This is a genomic window from Shewanella sp. NKUCC05_KAH (assembly GCF_019345585.1).
GTDB lineage: Bacteria > Pseudomonadota > Gammaproteobacteria > Enterobacterales > Shewanellaceae > Shewanella > Shewanella oncorhynchi.
Window position 1 is genome coordinate 115,252 of the sequence record NZ_JAHKQZ010000008.1, and the last position, 20,185, is coordinate 135,436.

Consider the following 20,185-nt stretch of genomic DNA (forward strand, 5'->3'; position numbering starts at 1 on the left):
GTGTACATGTCAGTACCTACTTTTCGCTGAGCCAATAGTATCTGTTTTGACTCAATTAAGTGGTCAGCTTTCCATAAAGGCGAGTAAAATAATGCCAATTATGAGACCGAGAGTAAATTTCTTTGACTGCAGAGCCCAATAAACCTTGCCAAATTAAGCGCGATTACCCGCAATTAATCAACCTTTATCCCGCAACAGCTCACACTGATGCACACTATCTCAGCAAGTTGAGCATTTATCAGCAGCGGGTATTTGAGGCTCATTCACAGCAAAAACTCTTAGTATTAGGGCAAATGGGTTTAGGTAACGGGCTTGAACTCTTATCTTGGTGGCGCACTCAGACGAACCCTAACCAACGATTACTCCTTAACGTATTCGAACCCAATCCGATTAATGCTTACGAACTTAAATTACTTTGGGATCAATCCGCCTGTTTAACCAAAGTGCCTGAACTTGAGCCACTTGCCCAACGCTTACTTCATACAGAGCCGACGGCTATTATAGGTTGCCAGAGATTAATTTTTGATGACGGTCGTACCACAATCGACCTGCACTTTGGTGATATTCAATCCCAGCTCAGTTCACTCATCCATTCTCCGCTTCACCCCGTTCAGCACTGGCTGGTATTGCCCCATCTACAAAATGGGTTAAATCAGCAGATCCATTGGCAGATGGCAAAACTCAGTGACGATGGCGCCACTGTGGCAACTATTGGATTAAACGAATCAAGCGGACTAAGCGAAACACCTGTGAGCCGTTTCCAAGCCTGCGGCTTTGAGGTGAGGGATTTTACCTGCGCAGCAATACAGACAGCCCCTCAGCCTGATGCCATTTTGTTACACGAGCGCCACGTCTTACGCCAGCAAGATGCTAAAGCCTATGCCTTTAATCCTATGGCTGCAATCTTACCCTCGGACGCGCCCAGCTCGATTGCCATCATAGGCGGCGGGTTAGCCTCGGCGCATTTGGCACTGTCTTTGGCGGAACGCGGCCAAAGTACGCAGCTCTTTTGTAAAGATACCAAGCTTGGCCAAGGCGCCTCGGGCAATCGCCAAGGGGCGATTTATCCGCTGCTGACACCGGAAAATGATGAATTAAGCCGCTTCTTCCAGCAAGCATTTTTATTTAGCCGCCGTCGAGTACAGGCGCTGACATCTGCCCCCGCCCCAAATCAAACGCCGATTTCCCATGACTTTTGCGGGGTATTGCAAACCGCCCACGATGAACGCAGCCAATTACGACTCGATAAAATTATTCAAAGCCAGAACTGGCCAAGTGAAATTGCCTATCGAGTCGATGCGCAGCAGGCTAATTCTCTTGCGAACATTAATATTGACAAATCAGGCTTTTTCTATCCGCTGGCTGGCTGGGTTTGTCCCTACGAATATGCCGAAGCCGCAATACAAAAAGCGCAGCAGCTTACCGAGGTCAAACTCCATTTGGAGACTGAGATCCTTGAAATTGAGCATCAAAGTGAAGGTTGGTATTTAATCACCGCTAAGCATCGCTTTGGCCCCTTTGCGCAAGTTGTGCTCGCCAATGGCGCAGCGCTCACCCAATTTGATGCCAGCAACAAATTACAAATTAGCCCTTTTCGCGGCCAAGTCAGCCATGTACCCGCTCAATTTCAATTGAGTCAACTCGCGACAGTGCTGTGCGCCAACGGTTATTTGACCCCGAGTCACGAAGGACTCCACTGCCTTGGCGCGAGTTACGTTAAAGAACCTAAGCATTTAGATTTTTGCCCGCTGGAGCAGCAAGAAAACCTCGCCAAAATGCACGAGAGTTATCCGAACCAAAGCTGGCTTGAAGATATCGACATGAGTGGCAACAATGCCCGTGTTGGCGTGCGTATGGTGACGCGGGATCATTTCCCTATGATGGGCTGCGCGCCCGATGTGGCGCAAATTATTAAGGATTATGCGCAACATCAACTCACTAAAGAGAGTCGCCACTACTGGCAAACCACGCCAGCGCCGGTGCATCCAGGACTGTATATTCTTGGTGGGTTAGGCTCACGGGGACTCAGTTCTGTGCCACTTGCAGCCGAATGTCTCGCAGCGCAGCTTTGCGGCGAGCCAATACCACTCGATAAAGCTACTCTGTGTAAACTCAACCCTAATCGTATGTGGCTGCGAAAGTTACTCAAGGGAAAATCCCTCTAGCTTTGCCATCGCCTGTGCAAATAAAACAAAAGGGATTAAGCCTTGGCTTAATCCCTTTTTTATTATTTTCTGTAAACCACTTAAGCGGCAGTAACAACAATAGTGTTATCACTGCTGCTAGGTTCAAGACTGCTAGGCTCTACACAGCTAGCCTCAATATGTCGGGGCTTTCTCGATTCTCTCGCCACTTTTACCCGAGTACGATTGTTGTTATCACGACTCTGGCGGATCAGCGCATCGCCGCTTAAGTTCGAAGGTAGACCAGATGCTAGGCTCGATGTCAGGCTTGCAGCCTCACGGTGAGATTTCGCCAATCTGTCGTATAGCAGCACATTGACCGAAGCCGCAAGATTCATACAACCGACCGTAGGCACATACACTACAGCATCAGCCTTATCGATAATCTCTTGGCCAATGGTGCCATCTTCAGGACCAAACACATAAAAGGCTTTTGCGGGATGGACAAACTCCGGCAGCGGCGTTGCGCCCACCACCAAATCGACACAGATAAGCTGAGTGCCCGCCGGAATCGCGGCTAACAATGAAGTGACGCCCGTGAGCGGAATGCGCTCGCCAGCATCTTTAGTATCGACATGGTATTGCACTGCGCCCGAACGCGCGGCTAACTCGTAGCGCCTGCCAGTGTAAAATACGCCATCGACGCCATAACAACCCGATGCGCGCATAATGCCACCGACGTTAACGGGTGTTTTAGGATTCACTAAACCGATAAATACCGCGCTAGCATCGAGAGCTTGCTCACTGGCTAATTCAGCACTCGGCATTTCTACACTCGTTACTTCGGTATTAGTCACGTGCTCGTTGTCAGTTATCGGCTGGGAGCTAGGCAACATCCAATTCGCCTATAATCTTTGCCTGCAGCTGTGCCCATGCCTGTTCAACCAAGGCATAATCGGCATCGTTTAATTCTTGGCGCGCGAGTGCTAGACAGTCGGTCATTTTTAGCATTAAAGCATCAAGATCCGTTTCACCCTGCGCTTCCAATTGGGACAACACTACGGCCACATGGCCCTGTAAATAGCCACAGGCAAACAAAGCATCGTCATCACCATGGCTAACAACGCTGGCGATCCACTGTTCTAATGCGTCTTCGTAATGCTCTAACATGGGTCTAACTCTCCATTAATACTGGATTGGCCGACACATCTGCTGCGACCAATAAATCTGGATTGGCCACCTGATACATGACGTAATCATGGTAGCCCGTCGTCACTTTGTAATAGCCGCCAAGCTCGCTATCTAATTTAGGGTCGCCACTATCCACAATTAGTGGTCGTCCATCAAGTGCTTTTAGCTTAGTTTTTGTGGCGAGGATAATAATATTGTCTTTTCCGATGCGCCGAATGAGCTCGGGTGACAACTGTTGATTACCGCGCCCTAAGATATGGCCTTGGCCACCAATTAAGGTAATCACCAACTTAGTCGGCTTATCTTGGGTCAGTTCGAGTAATTTATTCGCGGTTAAGTCATTGCCAACTAGGTTTTTATTTTGAATGAGATCAACACCGAGCAGGGTATTATCGAGTCCTAACTCTTCCATAACAAAGGCAACCGTACTGCCAGAGCCCATGATGTACAGTTCATCTTCCATTTGATTGATCACATCGGCGGCGATATCGGCCAGCACGAGTTCATCGACTTCCTTGCCGCCCATCTTCACCGCTTGCACATAGCGCGGCTCGGCGGGCACTAAGAGCTCACCAAATCGTTTAGCGCGCACTGTGCCTTGGCGAAAAGCCACTTCGTCAATATCCATCACATCGGCGGACATCAAACTGACAAGTTCGCCATCGAGTAACATCTTGACCACCATGCCAGACGCATGGGGCGTAATACCGTAAACACCGGAATGAATTTTCACCCCAGCAGGCACGCCGAGCACAGGGAGTTTGTCGTCGATAGTGGCTTGTTCAAATACGGAGTAAACATCGCGGGCCGTGCCATCACCACCAGCAAAAAGCAGTAAATCCAGCGGCTCATCCAGCAGCGCACGCACAACGGCCTGCGTATCCAGTGCCTGAGTTTTATCCGGAGTTTGATACACCACTCGCGTGGTAAAACCGAGTGTTTTAGCGGCGTCTTCACCCATGATGCCTGAAGCAGTAATGACTTCAATGTCATCACTATAATCACGGATAACCTCGAGGGCCTGCATCATACGCAAGGCGGCTTTGGGTTCAGCGCCTAAGGCGATCGCCTCTTCGGCAACGCCATCGCTGCCCTTAAGACCAACACTGCCACCTAAGCCAGCCAACGGATTGACAACTAACCCTAAACGAAACCGAATCACCTTTACCTCACTTAACACAATCTTTTGATTTTTATATTTTTTATCTTAATGGATATGACTAGGCCGTATGGGCTACAACACTCGGTTTATCCTTAGGGATAAAGAATACCGCCAGCATAGCGGCAAAGGCGCATACTGCGGCAAATACCCAAGACCAAACCGCCCCGCTACCATCGCCCCAAATAAAGCCACAAATCCAAGTACCGAGCGCGCCGCCAACCCCAAAACTTAAACTGGCGTATAGGGCTTGACCTTGGCTTCTGTGACTCGCATCGAAATGTTTATGCACAAATTGAATCGATGCGGCGTGGGTTAAACCAAAGGTAAAGGCATGTAATAATTGGCTAAAACCAAGCCACAACACGCTATCTACCCCGAAGGCAACCAATAACCAACGTAGGCAAGTCATGCCAATACTGACAATCAATAAGGTATTCACGCCATAGCGACCCAGTAAACGCGGCGCGAACATAAACATCACGATTTCGGCCATAGCGCCAAGGGCGACAAATATCCCCGCTGATGATTCTGAGTAACCCGCTTGTTTTAAATATAAGACGAAGAAGCCGTAGAAAGGTCCCGCGCTCATTTGTAGCAACATCGCCGAGACTAAGAACCAAATAATCGCCCGATTCCATTGCAATGGCGGCCGCACTTGGCTGGTGTCGCGCACTAAGCGATTTGCAGGCAATGGTAACGCACAGGCTAACATGCCGATAAATAATGACAAACCAATATAAGGCAGCACTTCTGTGCCCCACTGACCAATGGCAAAGCCCGCACCGACAACAAGACAGATATAACCGACACTGCCCCAACTGCGAATTTGACCGTAGCGGCTGGCATTCTCGCCTAAGGTTTCTAAGGTGATCACTTCAAGCTGGGCGAGGATCGCATTCCAAAAGAAAGTATAGAGGGCCAAACTCAGCGCCATATACACAAAACCACCATGGTAGAAGAAACTCAAATACGCCAGCGCGGCGGCTCCCGCGCCCATTTTGATCAGCTCGGCGCGCATCCCCGTTCGGTCAGCCACTTTAGCCCACACATTCGGCGCAACGATGCGCGTCGCCATCAGGATGGCGAGTAAAAAGCCAATTTCTTGAGGATTAAAACCGCGATTTTCGAAGAAGACCCCAAGATAAGGGACCATAGTGCCGAGAATAGAAAAGAAGAAAAAATAGCAGGCACAAAGCCAGCGCAATTGCCGGCTTGTGCTAGAAGAAGTTGACATTAACGCATTCCATTTATCTCATGCCACTCATTGTATCGTTATCGCATACCAGCTATTTCATGCGACTTATCGCATACCAAGCACGGGTGTATGACTGCGCACATCTTGATTTTGCGCTCTGTGTCTTAATAAGTGATCCATCAACACAATGGCAAGCATAGCTTCGGCAATCGGTACTGCGCGGATCCCAACACAGGGATCGTGACGACCTTTAGTGACAACTTCGGCCATTTCACCCTGCGCCGTCATACTTTGGCCCGGCACACTGATGCTTGATGTGGGTTTTAACGCAATATGGGCAATAATCGGCTGACCCGACGAAATCCCACCGAGCACACCGCCCGCATGGTTAGATTCAAAGCCTTGCGGCGACATTAAGTCACGCCCTTCGGAGCCCTTTTGCGTCACGACACCAAAACCATCACCAATCTCAACACCTTTGACGGCATTAATACCCATCAAAGCGTGGGCGATATCGGCATCGAGTCTATCAAATACTGGCTCACCTAAACCCACTGGCACACCTGTCGCGATAACGGAGATTTTCGCGCCAATCGAGTCACCGGATTTTTTCAGCTCACGCATGTATTCATCGAGCGCTTCCAGCTTGCTAGCATCGGGGAAGAAAAAGGCATTTTGCTCAATTTGGTCAAGATCAATGGTCTCGGCACAAATAGGACCCAACTGCGACATATAGCCGTAGATCTCGATACCGTGAACTTGCTTTAAATACTTTTTAGCCACCGCACCCGCCGCAACCCGCATCGCAGTTTCACGGGCTGAAGAGCGGCCACCACCGCGGTAGTCACGCATACCGTACTTTTGCTGGTAGGTATAATCGGCATGTCCTGGACGGAATAAATCTTTGATATTAGAGTAATCTTGACTGCGTTGATCGGTATTTTCAATCAAGAGTCCAATCGAGGTGCCCGTGGTTTTACCTTCGAAAACGCCGGATAAAATCCGCACTTCATCGGGCTCACGACGGGCCGTAGTATATCGGGATGTCCCTGGGCGACGGCGGTCAAGATCATGCTGCATATCGGCTTCGGTTAATTCAAGCCCAGGTGGGCAACCATCAATAATGCAACCCAGTGCAACACCGTGACTCTCACCAAACGTCGTCACTACAAAATTTTGACCAATACTGTTTCCAGACATCCGCTTTGTACACCTTAGGTTATTTGTTCATCGCTCCGCGCCCAGCGAGTACTGGACAATTCATTTTCCCGCTGCAAGCCTAACTGGCAGCGGGAAAAGTCTCAACCTAATTTGCTATCTTAGGCTATTGTGCGTCGCGATAAATGCCGAACACTGACTGATTTTCGACCAGTTGATCGCGGGTCAGTACGAATACGCCATCGCCACCATTTTCAAAGTTAATCCAAGTGAATGGCACTTCTGGAAACTGCTCAATCAAATGCACCATAGAATTACCGACTTCGACTACGAGTAAACCCGTTGGCGTAAGGTATTGCGCGGCATTGGCGAGTATACGCTTGGTTAAATCTAACCCGTCGCGACCTGAGGCTAAACCAATGGCAGGCTCATGGTGATATTCATCAGGCATGTCGCCAATGTCTTCAGCATCCACATAAGGTGGGTTTGAAACAATCAAATCATACTGAGGCCCTTCTGGGATGGCCGAAAACAGATCCGATTGCATCGGGAAAACTCTGTCCATCACACCTAAGGTTTCGATATTGATTTGCGCCACATCTAAGGCATCATCGCTGATATCCAGCGCATCGACTTCGGCGTCTTCAAATTCATAGGCACAGGCAATCGCGATACAAGCGCTGCCAGTACATAAATCTAAAATACGCGTGACTGGCTTGTTATATAACCAGGGGCTAAAACGGTTAGCGATCATTTCGGCAATCGGTGAACGTGGCACTAACACGCGCTCATCGACGTAAAATTCAAGCCCAGCAAAACGCGCTTTGTTGGTCAAGTAAGGCACAGGTAAGCGTTCTCTCACCCGACGAATGATCAACTCGACAATTTTATGCTTTTCACTGCTGGTCAAGTTACTTAAAATCACTTGCTGACCGATTTCTTCGGGTAAGTGTAAGGCATGGAAAACTAAGGCGATGGCTTCATCCCACGCATTATCAGTACCATGACCATAATACACATTGGCATCGTTAAAACGGCTCACGGCCCAACGTAACATATCGCCAATAGTACGTAATTCTGTCACAGCTTCATCTACAAAGATCTTATCCAAAACGTGCTCCCGCTAGTTTGTTCGCAAACATTGTAACTGAACTCTATTCAGAAACCATAGGATTCAATAGAATACCCGCCATGAATAAAGACGACGACAAAGAAGGCTTGGCGATGTTCTCAGCGCTTATTGATGGAATTAAACCCATCACGCAAAATAAGCGACACTTTCGCATGCCCTTAAAAACCAAACAAGAAATAGAACTGAAAGAGCAGCAACTGCATGCTAACAGTTATTTCTCAGATACTTATCAGCCACTACTGCCTGTACAAGGGCCAATGCGTTGGTTAGAAGAAGGTGTTGACAGTTTAGAACTCAAACGCCTCAGACGTGGCGATTACCAGCCAGATTTGCTGCTGGATTTACACGGCTATCGCCAATCAGACGCCAAACTTGAGCTAGCAGCATTAATCCAAGCCTGCGTCAAACAACAGAGTCTGTGCTGCTGCATTATGCATGGTTATGGCAGTGGCATATTGAAACAACAAGTTCCCATGTGGTTAGTGCAGCATCCTATGGTGAAAGCTTTCCATCAGGCGCCTAAAGAATGGGGAGGGGATGCGGCGTTATTAGTGCTGATTGATATTGGTGAGCAGCCGCATAGACGTTAGCTCGCTATCGGCTTAGGCTTTAACATTTACTATTTAGCGAAAAAAACGGCCCATTTAATGTGGGCCGTTTGTTTTGTAAAAGAGATATAAACCTAGATTAGCTAATACTATGCGGGGCGTGCTGCCACACAATCGACGCTTGCTCGGCATGTTTATCAATGAGCGTAATGCCTGACGTCGCGAATAATGGCGGCTCAACGCCAGCCACTAACTCACTGACTAAGTAACCCAGTAACGGCATGTGAGCAATCACGAGTACTTTATCCGCCTTGTATAACTCAGCATAAGCCACAACCAAGGCGGCTACATTGGCGGGATCGCCAGAAGGCACAAGATCATCGGCGACTAACCACTTACGCGGCTCAGGAAAATGCTGACTCAGTTCCTGCCACGTTTGCTGTGCTCGTAAGTAAGGACTAACTAAAACAAGATCGAAATCAGCCACACTGCGAGCTAGCCAGTTGCTCATCAACACAGTATGGTGCCTTCCAACATCGGTCAGTGTTCTGTCTCTATCAGACTGAGCATTAAATCCGGCGTCACCATGTCTCATCAAAAATAGCTGCATACTTCTCTCGCGACTCAAACTTGTTTTTGTTTTATCCCAATTGTAGCCCTAAAATCCGTTTCAACAAACCTCACAAGACTTAATCTTTAGTCGATAAACACAAGAGATATTTGCTAAAAACCATTAAGACTATCAATATATAACAAGCTATCGTTACCGGAGTGTCTCTTTGCAAGCCTCTCAGTCCATATATAAAAGTCCAAATGATCACCGCCAGTATCGTTATCTTGTATTAGATAATGCGCTCAGGGTGTTATTGGTTGAAGATCAAGATGCTAGCCAAGCTGCCGCATCTATGGCTGTTGGCGTGGGTCATTTTGATGATCCCGCAGATAGACCCGGCATGGCGCACTTTTTAGAGCATATGCTCTTTCTAGGTACTGAGAAATTCCCAGACTCAGGCGAGTATCACGCCTTTATTAATCAGCATGGCGGCAGCAATAACGCTTGGACGGGCACAGAGCACACTAACTTCTTTTTCACCATCAATGAAGAAGTGTTTGCCGACTCCTTAGACAGATTCAGCCAATTTTTTATCGCCCCAAAATTTGATTTAGATTTAGTCGATAGAGAACGCCAAGCTATTGAATCTGAATTTAGTTTAAAACTAAAAGATGATATCCGTCGAACCTATCAAGTACTCAAAGAGACAGTCAACCCACTGCATCCATTTTCGAAATTTTCCGTGGGTAACTTAGTCACCTTAGGCGGAGAACAAGCACAGGTACGTAGTGAATTACTCGATTTCTATCAAAGCCATTACAGCGCCAACTTAATGACCTTGTGCTTAGTCGCTCCGCTTTCCCTTGATGAATTACAAGATTTAGCCTGTCACTATTTTAGTGGGATCCGAAACTTGAACTTAGTGAAAAACTATCCTCAAGTACCACTATTTTCAGAAAAAGAACTGTTGAGGCAAATCGATATTGTGCCGCTTAAGGAGCAAAAACGCTTAAGCATCAGTTTTAATTTCCCAGGAATTGATCACTACTACAAACGTAAGCCTTTGACTTATATCAGCCATATTTTAGGCAATGAGAGTCATGGCAGTCTGTTGTCGTATCTGAAAGAACAAGGATTAGTGAACAACTTGTCTGCGGGCGGCGGTGTAAATGGTTATAACTTCAAGGATTACAGTATCGGTTTACAGTTAACCGATAAAGGGCTAGGCAATCTCGATGAAATTATCAGCTGCTGTTTTGAGTATATTGAACTTATCAAAACCCAAGGCTTAGATGAATGGCGTTATTTGGAGCGTGCAAACCTGCTCAAAATGGCGTTTCGTTATCAAGAGCAAGTTAAATCACTCGATTTAGCCAGCCATCTCAGCATCAATATGCATCACTATGAGGTCGAAGACTTGGTCTTTGGTGATTATCGGATGGATGGGCTAGATATCCCTGAAACCATTGAGCTACTTGAGCTCATGGTGCCACAGAATATGCGCCTGCAGCTTATCGCCCAATCGGTTAAAACGGATCGTAAAGCTAACTGGTATCACACACCGTACAAAGTCTGCCCAATTGCGCCACAGTCCCTCGCTCGTTGGCAAGTGAACAATATTCGCCCTGAATTACAGCTACCGGCTGCAAATCCTTTTATTGTCGCCGACTCGATTGCCCGTCCGGATAAGAGCGATGTTGACGTGCCAGTGATAGTTGCTGAATCAACTGGATACCGCATTTGGCATAAGAAAGATGATGAGTTTAATGTGCCAAAAGGTCACATGTATTTATCGCTAGATTCAGAGCAGGCAAGTAAAACACCAAGGCATGCCGCCCTCACCCGCTTGTATGTTGAAATGCTACTCGATTATCTCACCGAGCCAACCTATCAGGCCGAAGTTGCAGGCTTAAGCTATAACATTTATCCGCATCAAGGCGGAATTACACTGCATTTATCTGGCTTTACAGGCAATCAAGAAACGTTATTAGCGCTATTAATCCATAAAGCCAGAGAGCGCAATTTTACCGAAGAGCGCTTTGCCCTCATAAAATCTCAGCTACTGCGCAGTTGGCAGAATCAAACACAAGCTAAACCGATTTCACAATTATTTACGAGCCTGACTGTTACACTGCAAAAAAGCAGCTATGAACCAGCACGCATGGCTCAAATGTTGGAAGATATTAGCCTAGAAGATTTACATAACCATGTACGCGCCTTCTACGAAAAGATCTATCTTGAAGGGTTAGTCTACGGGGATTGGCTAGTCTCTGAAGCACAAGCTCTCGGCAAACGTTTAGAGCACATTTTATCTTTAGTTTCGACGCCGAGCGCCGAGTCCACCAGAGAATTAGTGAATTTAACAGGCCAAGGCACGTTACTGAGAGAACTCGCAATAGATCATCAAGATAGCGCAATTATTGTGTATTACCAATCTGCCGTGGCAACACCTGAAAAAATGGCGCTATTTAGCTTACTGAATCATACTATGTCGTCCACCTTCTTCCATGAGCTGCGTACTGAAAAACAGTTGGGCTATATGGTAGGCACAGGTTACCTGCCGCTCAATCGTCATCCTGGACTTATTTTCTATATTCAGTCACCCACAACTGGGCCACTGCATTTATTAGAGGCCATCGACGAGTTTATTGCCGACTTTAATTATGCAGTGATGCAAATCACCAACGAAGAATGGGAAAGCACAAAGGTAGGCCTGATTAATCAAATAATGGAGCACGACGCGAACCTCAAAACTCGCAGTCAACGTTATTGGGTCAGTGTTGGCAATAGAGATTATCAATTTAACCAAAGAGAACTCGTCGTAGACGAAATCACTAAGCTCACCCGCACTGATTTACTCAAGTTCATGATGCGTAAAATGCGTACTAAGCACAGCGATCGCTTAGTGTTATTTAGCACAGGTGAACAACACAGAACCCAAGCCGCGCTGATGTCAGACAAAATGATCACGGATCTTAAAGTTTTTAAGCAAACGGCAGAAAAGTTTAATTTCTAAACAAAAAACACTTTTGCTCACACATTTGTGAGCAAAGTTAGGTAAACAAACAGAACCGCTACAAATCAGTCCAACTATAGTCGTATCTTTCAGTGTTGGACGTAATCCTGATGTAAAACATGGCTAGCCCATGTTCTACCACTTCAGCACCGAACAATTTTACTGCATCTACATGCTGTTAAAAGGATTTTCTGCAGACTCTACTTTGACAAACCGCTCACTTTCTGGAAAAGTGATGTAACACAATTGTTTCATGGCATCCTCGGATAATAAGAACAAACACTATGCCTAAAGCACTCTTTAAAATCGTCTTGCTCGCTTTTTTTAGCTTGCATGCATTCGAAGACGTAAACGCATCTCCCTTTTCTGATAAATCTCCTATTATTCTCCAATCACAATCTTTTGGTGTCCCAGAAGGACTTTCCCAAAGCACTGTTACGTCTATCGTTCAAGACAATGATGGTTATATATGGATAGGAACATTTAATGGATTAAATCGATTTGATGGGAAAAACTTTAAGCATTTTTATGCTAATGATACTAGAACAGGCCTTCCCAGCTCTTTTATTAGAAGTTTACTTATTGATGATAAAGGCATTTTATATGTTGGAACAGATAGTGGCTTAGTCGTATATGATAAACTTCAAGAATCCTTTTCTCATTATGGCCTGTCGGTAAAAAACTCTCCTGTTTGGAGCCTCAACTCAAGTGATAAGAGTTTAATTGTTGGAACTAACAAAGCAATTATAGATATAAATAGCAAAGAAAAAACATACGAACTTTCAAATGAAGGCCTAAGTGAAATCAAAAAAACGATAAAAGTAGGCGACGATTATTATATAAGAGATTATGCAGGTACGTTATTCAAGTTAACCCAGAATAAATTAAAAGAGATAGCTAAAAAAACAATTGATTTCGAGCAAGAAGATCACTCAACACTACTCATATCATTAAGTGATGGACTATATAAGTATAAGGACAATAAAATAGTAAAAATTGATCCACGAGTATTTTCTCAACTCACGAAACACAAAAACACTATTTATGGTATCACTAATAAAAATATAGTTAATATTTCTAAAAATAGCATTGTAGGACTTCTAGCCACAGATAGCACAGATAAAACATCTTCATTTTTTGCAACCGAAGATATGTTTATACTTGGCAGTATTGATCAAGGTGTTGTTTTTATAAAAAAAGTAAAAAATTTAGTACAACAAACTAATTTAATAAAAGATAACACTTGGCATCTTACAAAAAATCCACAGGGTTTTCTAGTATCATCTGAATCTGAAATGATAGAACTTTTTGACGAAAACTTTAATTTAATCGAAAGTTTCGACACTCAAAGCCAAGGATATAAATACGCTATATTGAATGATGACGGGCTCTATTTTGGCACTAGCACTGGGCTATTTCTGAAGACTGCTGGAACTATAAAGTTGATTAGTGAAAAATCAATATCATCACTATCTAGTAATAAAGACAACTCGTTAATAGCTGCTGGTACATCTGATGGAAAGGTATTGATTATCAGTAAAGGAGAAGTAATCCGTAGTGTTGATACTAAAAAAAATGAGCCTATTTTTGACATTGAATTAGAGTCGACAGATGTTATCTATACTGCTGGTCAGGGAGGCCTTAAAGAATATAAAAATGGGCTATTAAAAAATTTAAGTGAAGAAATAACATACAGCATAGTAAAAGGTGATCATGGAATTTATTTTGGAACATCTACATCATTAATGTTCTACAATAAAAATAACAATAAAACTTCTGAAATATTTTCTAACAAAAAAGAAATTTACTCCATAGTTAATAGCAATAACTTTTTGACTGCTGCATCATTAAGCGAAGTGATTATATATGAAAAGAAAAATGAGAAATCATACACTTTAAAAACGTCAAATGGAAGTCAGTATGAATATAACTCGCCGAGTGGAATAGATTTTAATGGTTATGTTTTACTTGCAGGTATCAATGGAGTTAGCTTGGTATCTCCTATTAATGTAGTAAACTACATTAATAATAGAAAAACAAACAAAACGGAAATATCAGAGTTCTTAGTCTTTAATATCATACAAGAAAATGAAAGTAACTTTGTTAACAAAAAAAATCCAACTAAAAACGAAATAACCTTAAAGTATTCAGATTATCCATTCTCATTTAATTTTATATCACCTATGTCAGACGACTCATCTACCAACTACCATTATAGGATGTATGGCCTTTCTGATACATGGATATCAGCAAATGGAACGAACTCTGCTACATATACAAACTTATCACCTGGAAAATATACTTTTCAAGTTTATGCCGTTGATTCACTTTCCGGTGAAAAATCTGTAACAAAAGAGCTTGATGTCATTATAACGCCTCCTTGGTGGTCATCATTTCAAGCAAAATCGATATATGTAGTAATTACAATATTTATTTCATTTATAATAGTAAAAGCCATTTTACGTCGTAGAGAAACGCAAAGACAAATTGTCCTCAGCGAAGAAAGATTAAAACTTTCCCTTTGGGGAAGTGGTGATGAAATGTGGGACTGGGACATAGAAACTGGCAATATTTTTCGCTCCAATATCTGGGGAGCTCTTGAATTTCCCCGTGATGGGCATCGTTCTGGAAAATCGGATGAAGAGAGTAATATACATCCTATGGATCAAGAACGTGTCCGTGAAGCGCTTAATAAGCATTTTTATGGTGAAACAGATCATTTTGAAGCCGCATATAGGGTAAAAGGCAAAGACGACAATTGGGTATGGATCTTAGACCGTGCCAAAATTGTAGAGCGGGATGACAAAGATAATGCCCTGCGAATGACTGGAACGATTAAAAATATTAGTCAGTTTAAACAAAAGGAAGAACAACTAAAACTCTTTGAAAAAGCAATTGAAAACATTTCGGAAGGTATGTTTATCCTCGACAACGAATACCGTTTTGTCGAAGTCAACGAAGCTTGCTGTAAAATTTCATTACGTAACCGAACTGATTTTATTGGCAACTTACTCACATTTGATTTATATCCAGAAACCTTCTCCACCCAAATTAGAACTATGTTAAAACAGCAAGGTCGCTGGGCAAATGAAGTCGAAGCAGCCAGAGGAGATAACAGTCACTTCCATATGGAGCTCACGATCGATGCGATCTATGATGAGTTAGGCGAATTATCACACTATGTCGGTGTTTTTTCTGATATATCAAGACGTAAGCAGCAAGAAGAAGAACTTAGAAAATTAACCAATAACGATCTCTTAACCGGACTACCTAATCGCTCCAACTTACAAGTGACCTTAAATAACCTAGTGAATCGAGAAATAGCTCATGCGCTTATGGTGCTTGATCTTGATAATTTTAAACGTATTAATGATTCCCTAGGCCATCAAATTGGGGATACTTTATTAAAGCTCGTTGCTACCCGCATTAAGTCCTTACTTCCTAAAAATACCAGTATTTATCGTCTAGGCGGAGATGAATTCGCCATTGTATTAGACAAGGGTTCAGATATAAGCGCCAGTGCAGCAATAGCTAACCGTATTATTGAAGGGCTAAAACCTGCATTTGACGTTAGCAATGAACAGCTAGTCCTAGGATTAAGTATTGGTATAGTGCTGTTCCCAGAAGATGAACAAAGCGAGCAAGCATTACTGAGAAAGGCTGACATTGCTATGTACCATGCTAAGTCTGCGGGAGGTAATTGCTACCAGTTTTATTCTGAGTCCTTGAACCAACATGCAATTAGGCAATTAGAAATAGAAAATCTTATCCGTGAAGGCTTAAAAGATGATCTATTTGAAGTTTATTATCAACCTAAGGTTGATCTTAAAAGCGGTAAAATTGCAGGTATGGAGGCTTTAGTCAGATTAAATCATCCAATACATGGTTTAATTCCCCCCAATGACTTTATTCCACTTGCTGAAGAAAACGGTTTGATTGTTGAAATTGGTGAAATTGTCTTACGCAAGGCCTGTTTCGCAGCGCAAAAATGGCGTGAACAAGGCATATTCAGCGGCAGAGTCGCCGTCAATTTATCGTCACGTCAATTTGCACTGCCTGATATTCAACAGCGAATAGAGTCAATATTAAGACTCACTAAACTCCCCGCATGTCATCTTGAATTAGAAATAACTGAGGGAACCGTCATTAAACAGCCGGAAACGGCGATTATCGTCATGCAGCAATTGGCTAAAATGGGCGTCAGTTTAGCACTCGATGATTTCGGCACAGGGTACTCGTCCCTTTCATACTTAAAACGCTTTCCTATTCATACTTTAAAAATTGACAAAGCCTTTGTTGACGATATAGATAAATCTGATCGCGATCTCAAAATGGTCGATTCTATTATCACCATCGCCCATAACATGGGGCTTTCTGTTGTGGGTGAAGGGGTAGAACAAACAGCACAATTGAACATTTTACGGGCACTAAACTGTGAAGAAATTCAAGGCTATATTTTTAGTAAGGCCATAAAGGAGACCGAATTTACCCTGCTACTCCAAGAAGACATGGCAAAGCCAAACACTAGGAGTAACATTACTTAATCATTTACTCTCAATTTGATTTTGATTTACAACATTGGCACAACAAGTGCAATAGCACTATCAGTGTCAATAATAAATCAATATCAACTACCCTGAGAGAATTAGAATGATTAAAGGAATCCTAGTAACAGTTACTCTATTATCTTCAATTGGCTTTGTAGCAAATTCTGCAGCACTTGAAGCGACTTCCAATTCTGGACAAACATCGCTTGAAGCTACTGGTCATCCTGCGGTCAAATTCAAACCACTCAAAGTTGCTGGCCATCCTGCTGTGAAGTTCAAATCACTTGAGGTCGCTGGTCATCCTGCAGTCAAATTCAAACCATTCGAAGTTGCAGGTCATCCAGCTGTTAAGTTCAAATCACTTGAAGTTGCTGGCCATCCTGCTGTGAAGTTCAAATCACTTGAGGTTGCTGGTCATCCTGCTGTGAAGTTCAAATCACTTGAGGTTGCTGGTCATCCTGCTGTGAAGTTCAAATCACTTGAGGTTGCTGGTCATCCTGCTGTGAAATTCAAATCACTTGAAGTTGCAGGTCATCCATGCGTGAAGTTCATTAACTCTGAAGTTGCATAACATTAATCAGGTTAAGGAGAGTGACTATGTTAAATTCAATCAAAAAAGCACTCGGTTTATCCAAGCCAGCGCGTAAAAAAGTTAAGTTGCCTGAAGGCTTGAATCACCTTGAAGTGATTTCTGCAAAAGGTTGGTGGAACTAATTTAAGTTCTGTAGACATGAGTCTAACTCATGTACAGTGATAGTTAATTAAGTTAGCGCGACTTAGAAACAATAAAGGGAGCATTGGCTCCCTTTAGTTTTAAGAGAATATAAAAGTACTAAATAGTCATGTAAATTACATAACAGATTGATAAATTAGCTATTTAATATTCCTTCCTCACTACAACGGATTTTCCTCAAGGCTAAATGGAGGTGTGTCGTAAAGAGTGGATAAGCCAGAGGCCCGAGCACAAAACCCAGCAGCACCCAATGCTTAACAGTAAGACCTGCGGTAAATGCAGCTAAGCCGAAGTACCAAGCCGAGATTAATGCGATAAAGATAACCAGCAAAATCACAAACCACCTCTTTAAAAACAACTAAATAAATCATAAAGGTAGAGAAATTAATTCCTCATCAAAATGCGAATGCTACTCGCGTAGTCTTGGTGATTGATGCACATGTTAAATACGTCATTTTAACGGCAGGATAAAAAGTTTTCCGCACTATGCATAAACGAGCAACACTCATTCATCGCTACGCTCTCAGTACAGAACACGTAACACCGAACTCTCGATAAAGGGCTCGGGTTATACAAGATCCACATCCCCAACATGAACATTTTTTAGGCAAAAACATGCCTTGTGGCAATAAAAAAGCGGCAACAAACTGCCGCTTTTTTGTTCAATTTTGATTGACTAAGACCTAGATTCACTGAAACTTAGAAAAAGTTCGCGTTTTCTTGAGCCATGGTTTTTAAGCGCTCACAAGGTTCGAATCTGTTACCGAATTGGCTTTGATAACCTTCAAGAATCTTCACTAAGTTCGCAGCGCCTAAAGTGTCAATATAATGGAATGGGCCACCGAGGAATGGCGGGAAGCCAATACCAAAAATGGCGCCAATATCGCCATCTCTTGGCGATGCAATAATACCATCATCTAAACAACGCACCGCTTCATTGAGCATTTGTACGACACAACGCTCAGCAACCGCTTTTGCGTCTTTATTGGTGCCAGGCTTAATGCCTAACACGCCATAAACACTCTCATCGACGACTTTCGCTTTCTTGCTAGAGTCTTTTTGGCCGTATTGATAAAATCCTTTGCCATTTTTGCGGCCTTTACGATCGTCACCTAAAAGCTTGTCAAATGCGGCTGGCGCTTTAAAACGTTCACCCAATTCTTTTTCAAGGATCGGTGAAATTTTTGCGCCCACGTCGATACCCACTTCGTCGAGCAAAGTAATAGGTCCCACAGGGAAGCCAAATTTCACTAAAGCTTTATCCAAATGCTCAACACTTTGGCCTTCGAGTAGTAATTGCGCAGCCTCATTCATATACAGAGCCAGAATACGGTTCACGTAGAAACCCGCGCCATCCTGCACCACTATCGGTGTTTTACCTTGCTTACGGGCAAATGCGACAGTGGTCGCAATGGTTTCTGGCGACGTTTTAGCATGGGCAATCACTTCCACCAGCGGCATTTTCTCTACTGGCGAGAAATAATGCAGACCAATCACATTTTCAGGACGCGTCGCCGCCTCGGCGATTTGGCTAATAGGTAAAGATGAGGTGTTTGACGCAAAAATCGTGTGCTCACCACACTCACGCTCAATGTCTTTCACCATTTGATGCTTAAGCGCTAAGTCTTCAAATACCGCTTCCACAACGATGTCGGCATCTTTAACGCCTTTATACTCAGTGGTTGTAGTCATCAGCGCCATTAAGTTGTCACGGGCAGCAGGCGTCATATGGCGGCGCTTTACCCCTTTATCCAACAACTTATAAGCGTAGGCTAATGCATTGCTTAAACCTTTTTCACTGATGTCTTTGACGCGAACGGGGATTTTAGCCTTAGTGGTAGTCACAGAGGCGATGCCTCCGCCCATTAAACCACCACCTAAGATCACCGCTTTCTTCACTTTACGCGGCGTAGCACCCTCAGCGCCGGTTTCTTTCTTCATTTCTGTGGTAGCGAAGAAAATACTGCGCAGCGCTTCAGATTCTTTTGATACCACTAATTCGGCAAAGTGACTCGCTTCGACTTCTAGCCCTTTTTGCATCCCCTTCGCAATCCCTTGACGCACGCAGTCAATAATCTTGGCTGGTGCTGGATAATTACCTTGGGTTTTCTTTTCGACTTGTTTAGTCGCTTGATCGAAAATAATGTTACGGCCAAAGCTCGTGCCTTCAAGTACTTGATTAACGAGTGACTTTTTAACTGGTTTCGGTGCACGTTTACCCGCAAGCGCCATCTCAACGGCGGTTTGTAACAGAATAGTCTGCGGCACAACATCATTTACTAAGCCCATTTTCAAGGCTTGTTTAGGACGGATTTGTTTACCGGTCAACATCATGTCTAAGGCGGTGGTAATGCCGACTAAACGAGGCAAACGTTGAGTCCCACCGCCGCCAGGTAATAAGCCAAGTTGAACTTCCGGTACGCCGAGCATGGTTTTACCATCGTCGCTACATACCCTTTGATGACAAGCTAAGGCTAACTCTAAACCACCACCTAAACAGGCACCATGGATTGCCGCCACTACAGGAATTTTTAAGGCTTCTAACTCATTAAAAACCACATGCCCTTGCTGGGATAAGGCTTTGGCATCGGCCGCCGTTTTACAGGCATCGAGCATGGAAATATCTGCGCCCGCAACGAAAGAATCTTTTTTGCCCGAGATCAGCACGAGTCCACGAATATGAGGATCGCTTTTAATCTCAGCCAGGATCTCACTGATTTCAGGGCCAAACTGTGCTTTTAGGGTGTTCATAGTTTCGCCAGGAACATCCATAGTCAAAATGGCAATGCCGTCGTCGCGGCGGGTTAAATTAAAGGTCTTTTCCATG

General features: G+C 44.0%; 14 protein-coding genes. 5 read left to right on the forward strand and 9 right to left on the reverse strand.

The features are described from left to right. The first annotated feature begins 122 nt into the window (after positions 1 to 122). Positions 123 to 2,165 (forward strand): FAD-dependent 5-carboxymethylaminomethyl-2-thiouridine(34) oxidoreductase MnmC, encoded by a 2,043-nt coding sequence (gene mnmC / locus KO533_RS09410; protein ID WP_219253844.1) that lies wholly within the window; start codon positions 123 to 125, stop codon positions 2,163 to 2,165. Positions 2,166 to 2,245: 80 nt separating this feature from the next. Here the strand turns inward: mnmC and KO533_RS09415 are convergent, their stop codons facing one another. From KO533_RS09415 to prmB, 6 genes are all read right to left on the reverse strand, one after another. Next, complete coding sequence (locus KO533_RS09415) at positions 2,246 to 3,019, reverse strand: RNA methyltransferase (protein ID WP_219253846.1); 774 nt, start codon at positions 3,017 to 3,019, stop codon at positions 2,246 to 2,248. Next, positions 3,009 to 3,293, reverse strand: coding sequence for a YfcL family protein (locus KO533_RS09420; RefSeq protein WP_011788898.1), 285 nt, complete (start codon positions 3,291 to 3,293; stop codon positions 3,009 to 3,011). Before KO533_RS09420 ends, KO533_RS09415 begins: the two co-directional genes overlap by 11 nt. Before the next feature lie 4 nt (positions 3,294 to 3,297). Continuing rightward, positions 3,298 to 4,476 (reverse strand): ATP-NAD kinase family protein, encoded by a 1,179-nt coding sequence (locus KO533_RS09425; RefSeq protein ID WP_219253848.1) that lies wholly within the window; start codon positions 4,474 to 4,476, stop codon positions 3,298 to 3,300. Positions 4,477 to 4,534: 58 nt separating this feature from the next. Further along, positions 4,535 to 5,710 (reverse strand): MFS transporter, encoded by a 1,176-nt coding sequence (locus KO533_RS09430; protein ID WP_219253850.1) that lies wholly within the window; start codon positions 5,708 to 5,710, stop codon positions 4,535 to 4,537. A gap of 66 nt (positions 5,711 to 5,776) precedes the next feature. Next, on the reverse strand, positions 5,777 to 6,871 hold the full coding sequence (gene aroC, locus KO533_RS09435; RefSeq protein WP_219253852.1) for a chorismate synthase: 1,095 nt from the start codon (positions 6,869 to 6,871) through the stop codon (positions 5,777 to 5,779). 124 nt (positions 6,872 to 6,995) lie between these two features. Then, positions 6,996 to 7,940, reverse strand: coding sequence for a 50S ribosomal protein L3 N(5)-glutamine methyltransferase (prmB, locus tag KO533_RS09440; protein WP_168824248.1), 945 nt, complete (start codon positions 7,938 to 7,940; stop codon positions 6,996 to 6,998). A gap of 80 nt (positions 7,941 to 8,020) precedes the next feature. Between prmB and smrB the strand changes: the two genes are divergently transcribed. Further along, positions 8,021 to 8,551 carry an endonuclease SmrB gene (gene smrB / locus KO533_RS09445; protein WP_219253854.1) on the forward strand — a complete coding sequence of 177 codons (531 nt, stop codon included), beginning with the start codon at positions 8,021 to 8,023 and terminating at the stop codon, positions 8,549 to 8,551. 97 nt (positions 8,552 to 8,648) lie between these two features. Here smrB and sixA read toward each other — a convergent pair whose 3' ends face one another. Further along, positions 8,649 to 9,119, reverse strand: a complete 471-nt coding sequence (sixA, locus tag KO533_RS09450; protein WP_028761045.1) for a phosphohistidine phosphatase SixA — start codon at positions 9,117 to 9,119, stop codon at positions 8,649 to 8,651. A 169-nt stretch (positions 9,120 to 9,288) separates the two neighbouring features. Between sixA and KO533_RS09455 the strand changes: the two genes are divergently transcribed. The 3 genes from KO533_RS09455 to KO533_RS09465 all read left to right on the forward strand — a co-directional run bounded on the left by KO533_RS09455 (position 9,289) and on the right by KO533_RS09465 (position 17,196). Beyond that, a complete protein-coding gene (locus KO533_RS09455) occupies positions 9,289 to 12,078 on the forward strand; it encodes an insulinase family protein (RefSeq protein ID WP_219251523.1) in 2,790 nt (929 codons plus the stop codon). Positions 12,079 to 12,362: 284 nt separating this feature from the next. Beyond that, positions 12,363 to 16,622: an EAL domain-containing protein gene (locus KO533_RS09460; RefSeq protein ID WP_219253856.1), complete on the forward strand. Its 4,260-nt coding sequence runs from the start codon at positions 12,363 to 12,365 to the stop codon at positions 16,620 to 16,622. A gap of 106 nt (positions 16,623 to 16,728) precedes the next feature. Continuing rightward, positions 16,729 to 17,196, forward strand: coding sequence for a hypothetical protein (locus tag KO533_RS09465; protein ID WP_219234287.1), 468 nt, complete (start codon positions 16,729 to 16,731; stop codon positions 17,194 to 17,196). A gap of 298 nt (positions 17,197 to 17,494) precedes the next feature. On the opposite strand, the gene KO533_RS22630 is transcribed toward KO533_RS09465, so the two are convergent. Together KO533_RS22630 and fadJ are read right to left on the reverse strand one after the other, a co-directional pair. Then, complete coding sequence (locus tag KO533_RS22630) at positions 17,495 to 17,695, reverse strand: hypothetical protein (protein WP_309247075.1); 201 nt, start codon at positions 17,693 to 17,695, stop codon at positions 17,495 to 17,497. A gap of 362 nt (positions 17,696 to 18,057) precedes the next feature. Continuing rightward, positions 18,058 to 20,184, reverse strand: coding sequence for a fatty acid oxidation complex subunit alpha FadJ (gene fadJ, locus KO533_RS09470; RefSeq protein WP_219253857.1), 2,127 nt, complete (start codon positions 20,182 to 20,184; stop codon positions 18,058 to 18,060). Position 20,185 lies beyond the last annotated feature (1 nt).

Excerpts from the sequence above, each read along its gene's own strand:
- KO533_RS09415 (WP_219253846.1), bottom strand. The coding sequence starts at position 3,019 with ATGTTGCCTAGCTCCCAGCCGATAACTGACAACGAGCACGTGACTAAT.
- smrB (WP_219253854.1), top strand. The coding sequence starts at position 8,021 with ATGAATAAAGACGACGACAAAGAAGGCTTGGCGATGTTCTCAGCGCTT.
- KO533_RS09430 (WP_219253850.1), bottom strand. The coding sequence starts at position 5,710 with ATGTCAACTTCTTCTAGCACAAGCCGGCAATTGCGCTGGCTTTGTGCC.
- KO533_RS09420 (WP_011788898.1), bottom strand. The coding sequence starts at position 3,293 with ATGTTAGAGCATTACGAAGACGCATTAGAACAGTGGATCGCCAGCGTT.
- KO533_RS09465 (WP_219234287.1), top strand. The coding sequence starts at position 16,729 with ATGATTAAAGGAATCCTAGTAACAGTTACTCTATTATCTTCAATTGGC.
- fadJ (WP_219253857.1), bottom strand. The coding sequence starts at position 20,184 with ATGGAAAAGACCTTTAATTTAACCCGCCGCGACGACGGCATTGCCATT.
- sixA (WP_028761045.1), bottom strand. The coding sequence starts at position 9,119 with ATGCAGCTATTTTTGATGAGACATGGTGACGCCGGATTTAATGCTCAG.
- KO533_RS09460 (WP_219253856.1), top strand. The coding sequence starts at position 12,363 with ATGCCTAAAGCACTCTTTAAAATCGTCTTGCTCGCTTTTTTTAGCTTG.
- aroC (WP_219253852.1), bottom strand. The coding sequence starts at position 6,871 with ATGTCTGGAAACAGTATTGGTCAAAATTTTGTAGTGACGACGTTTGGT.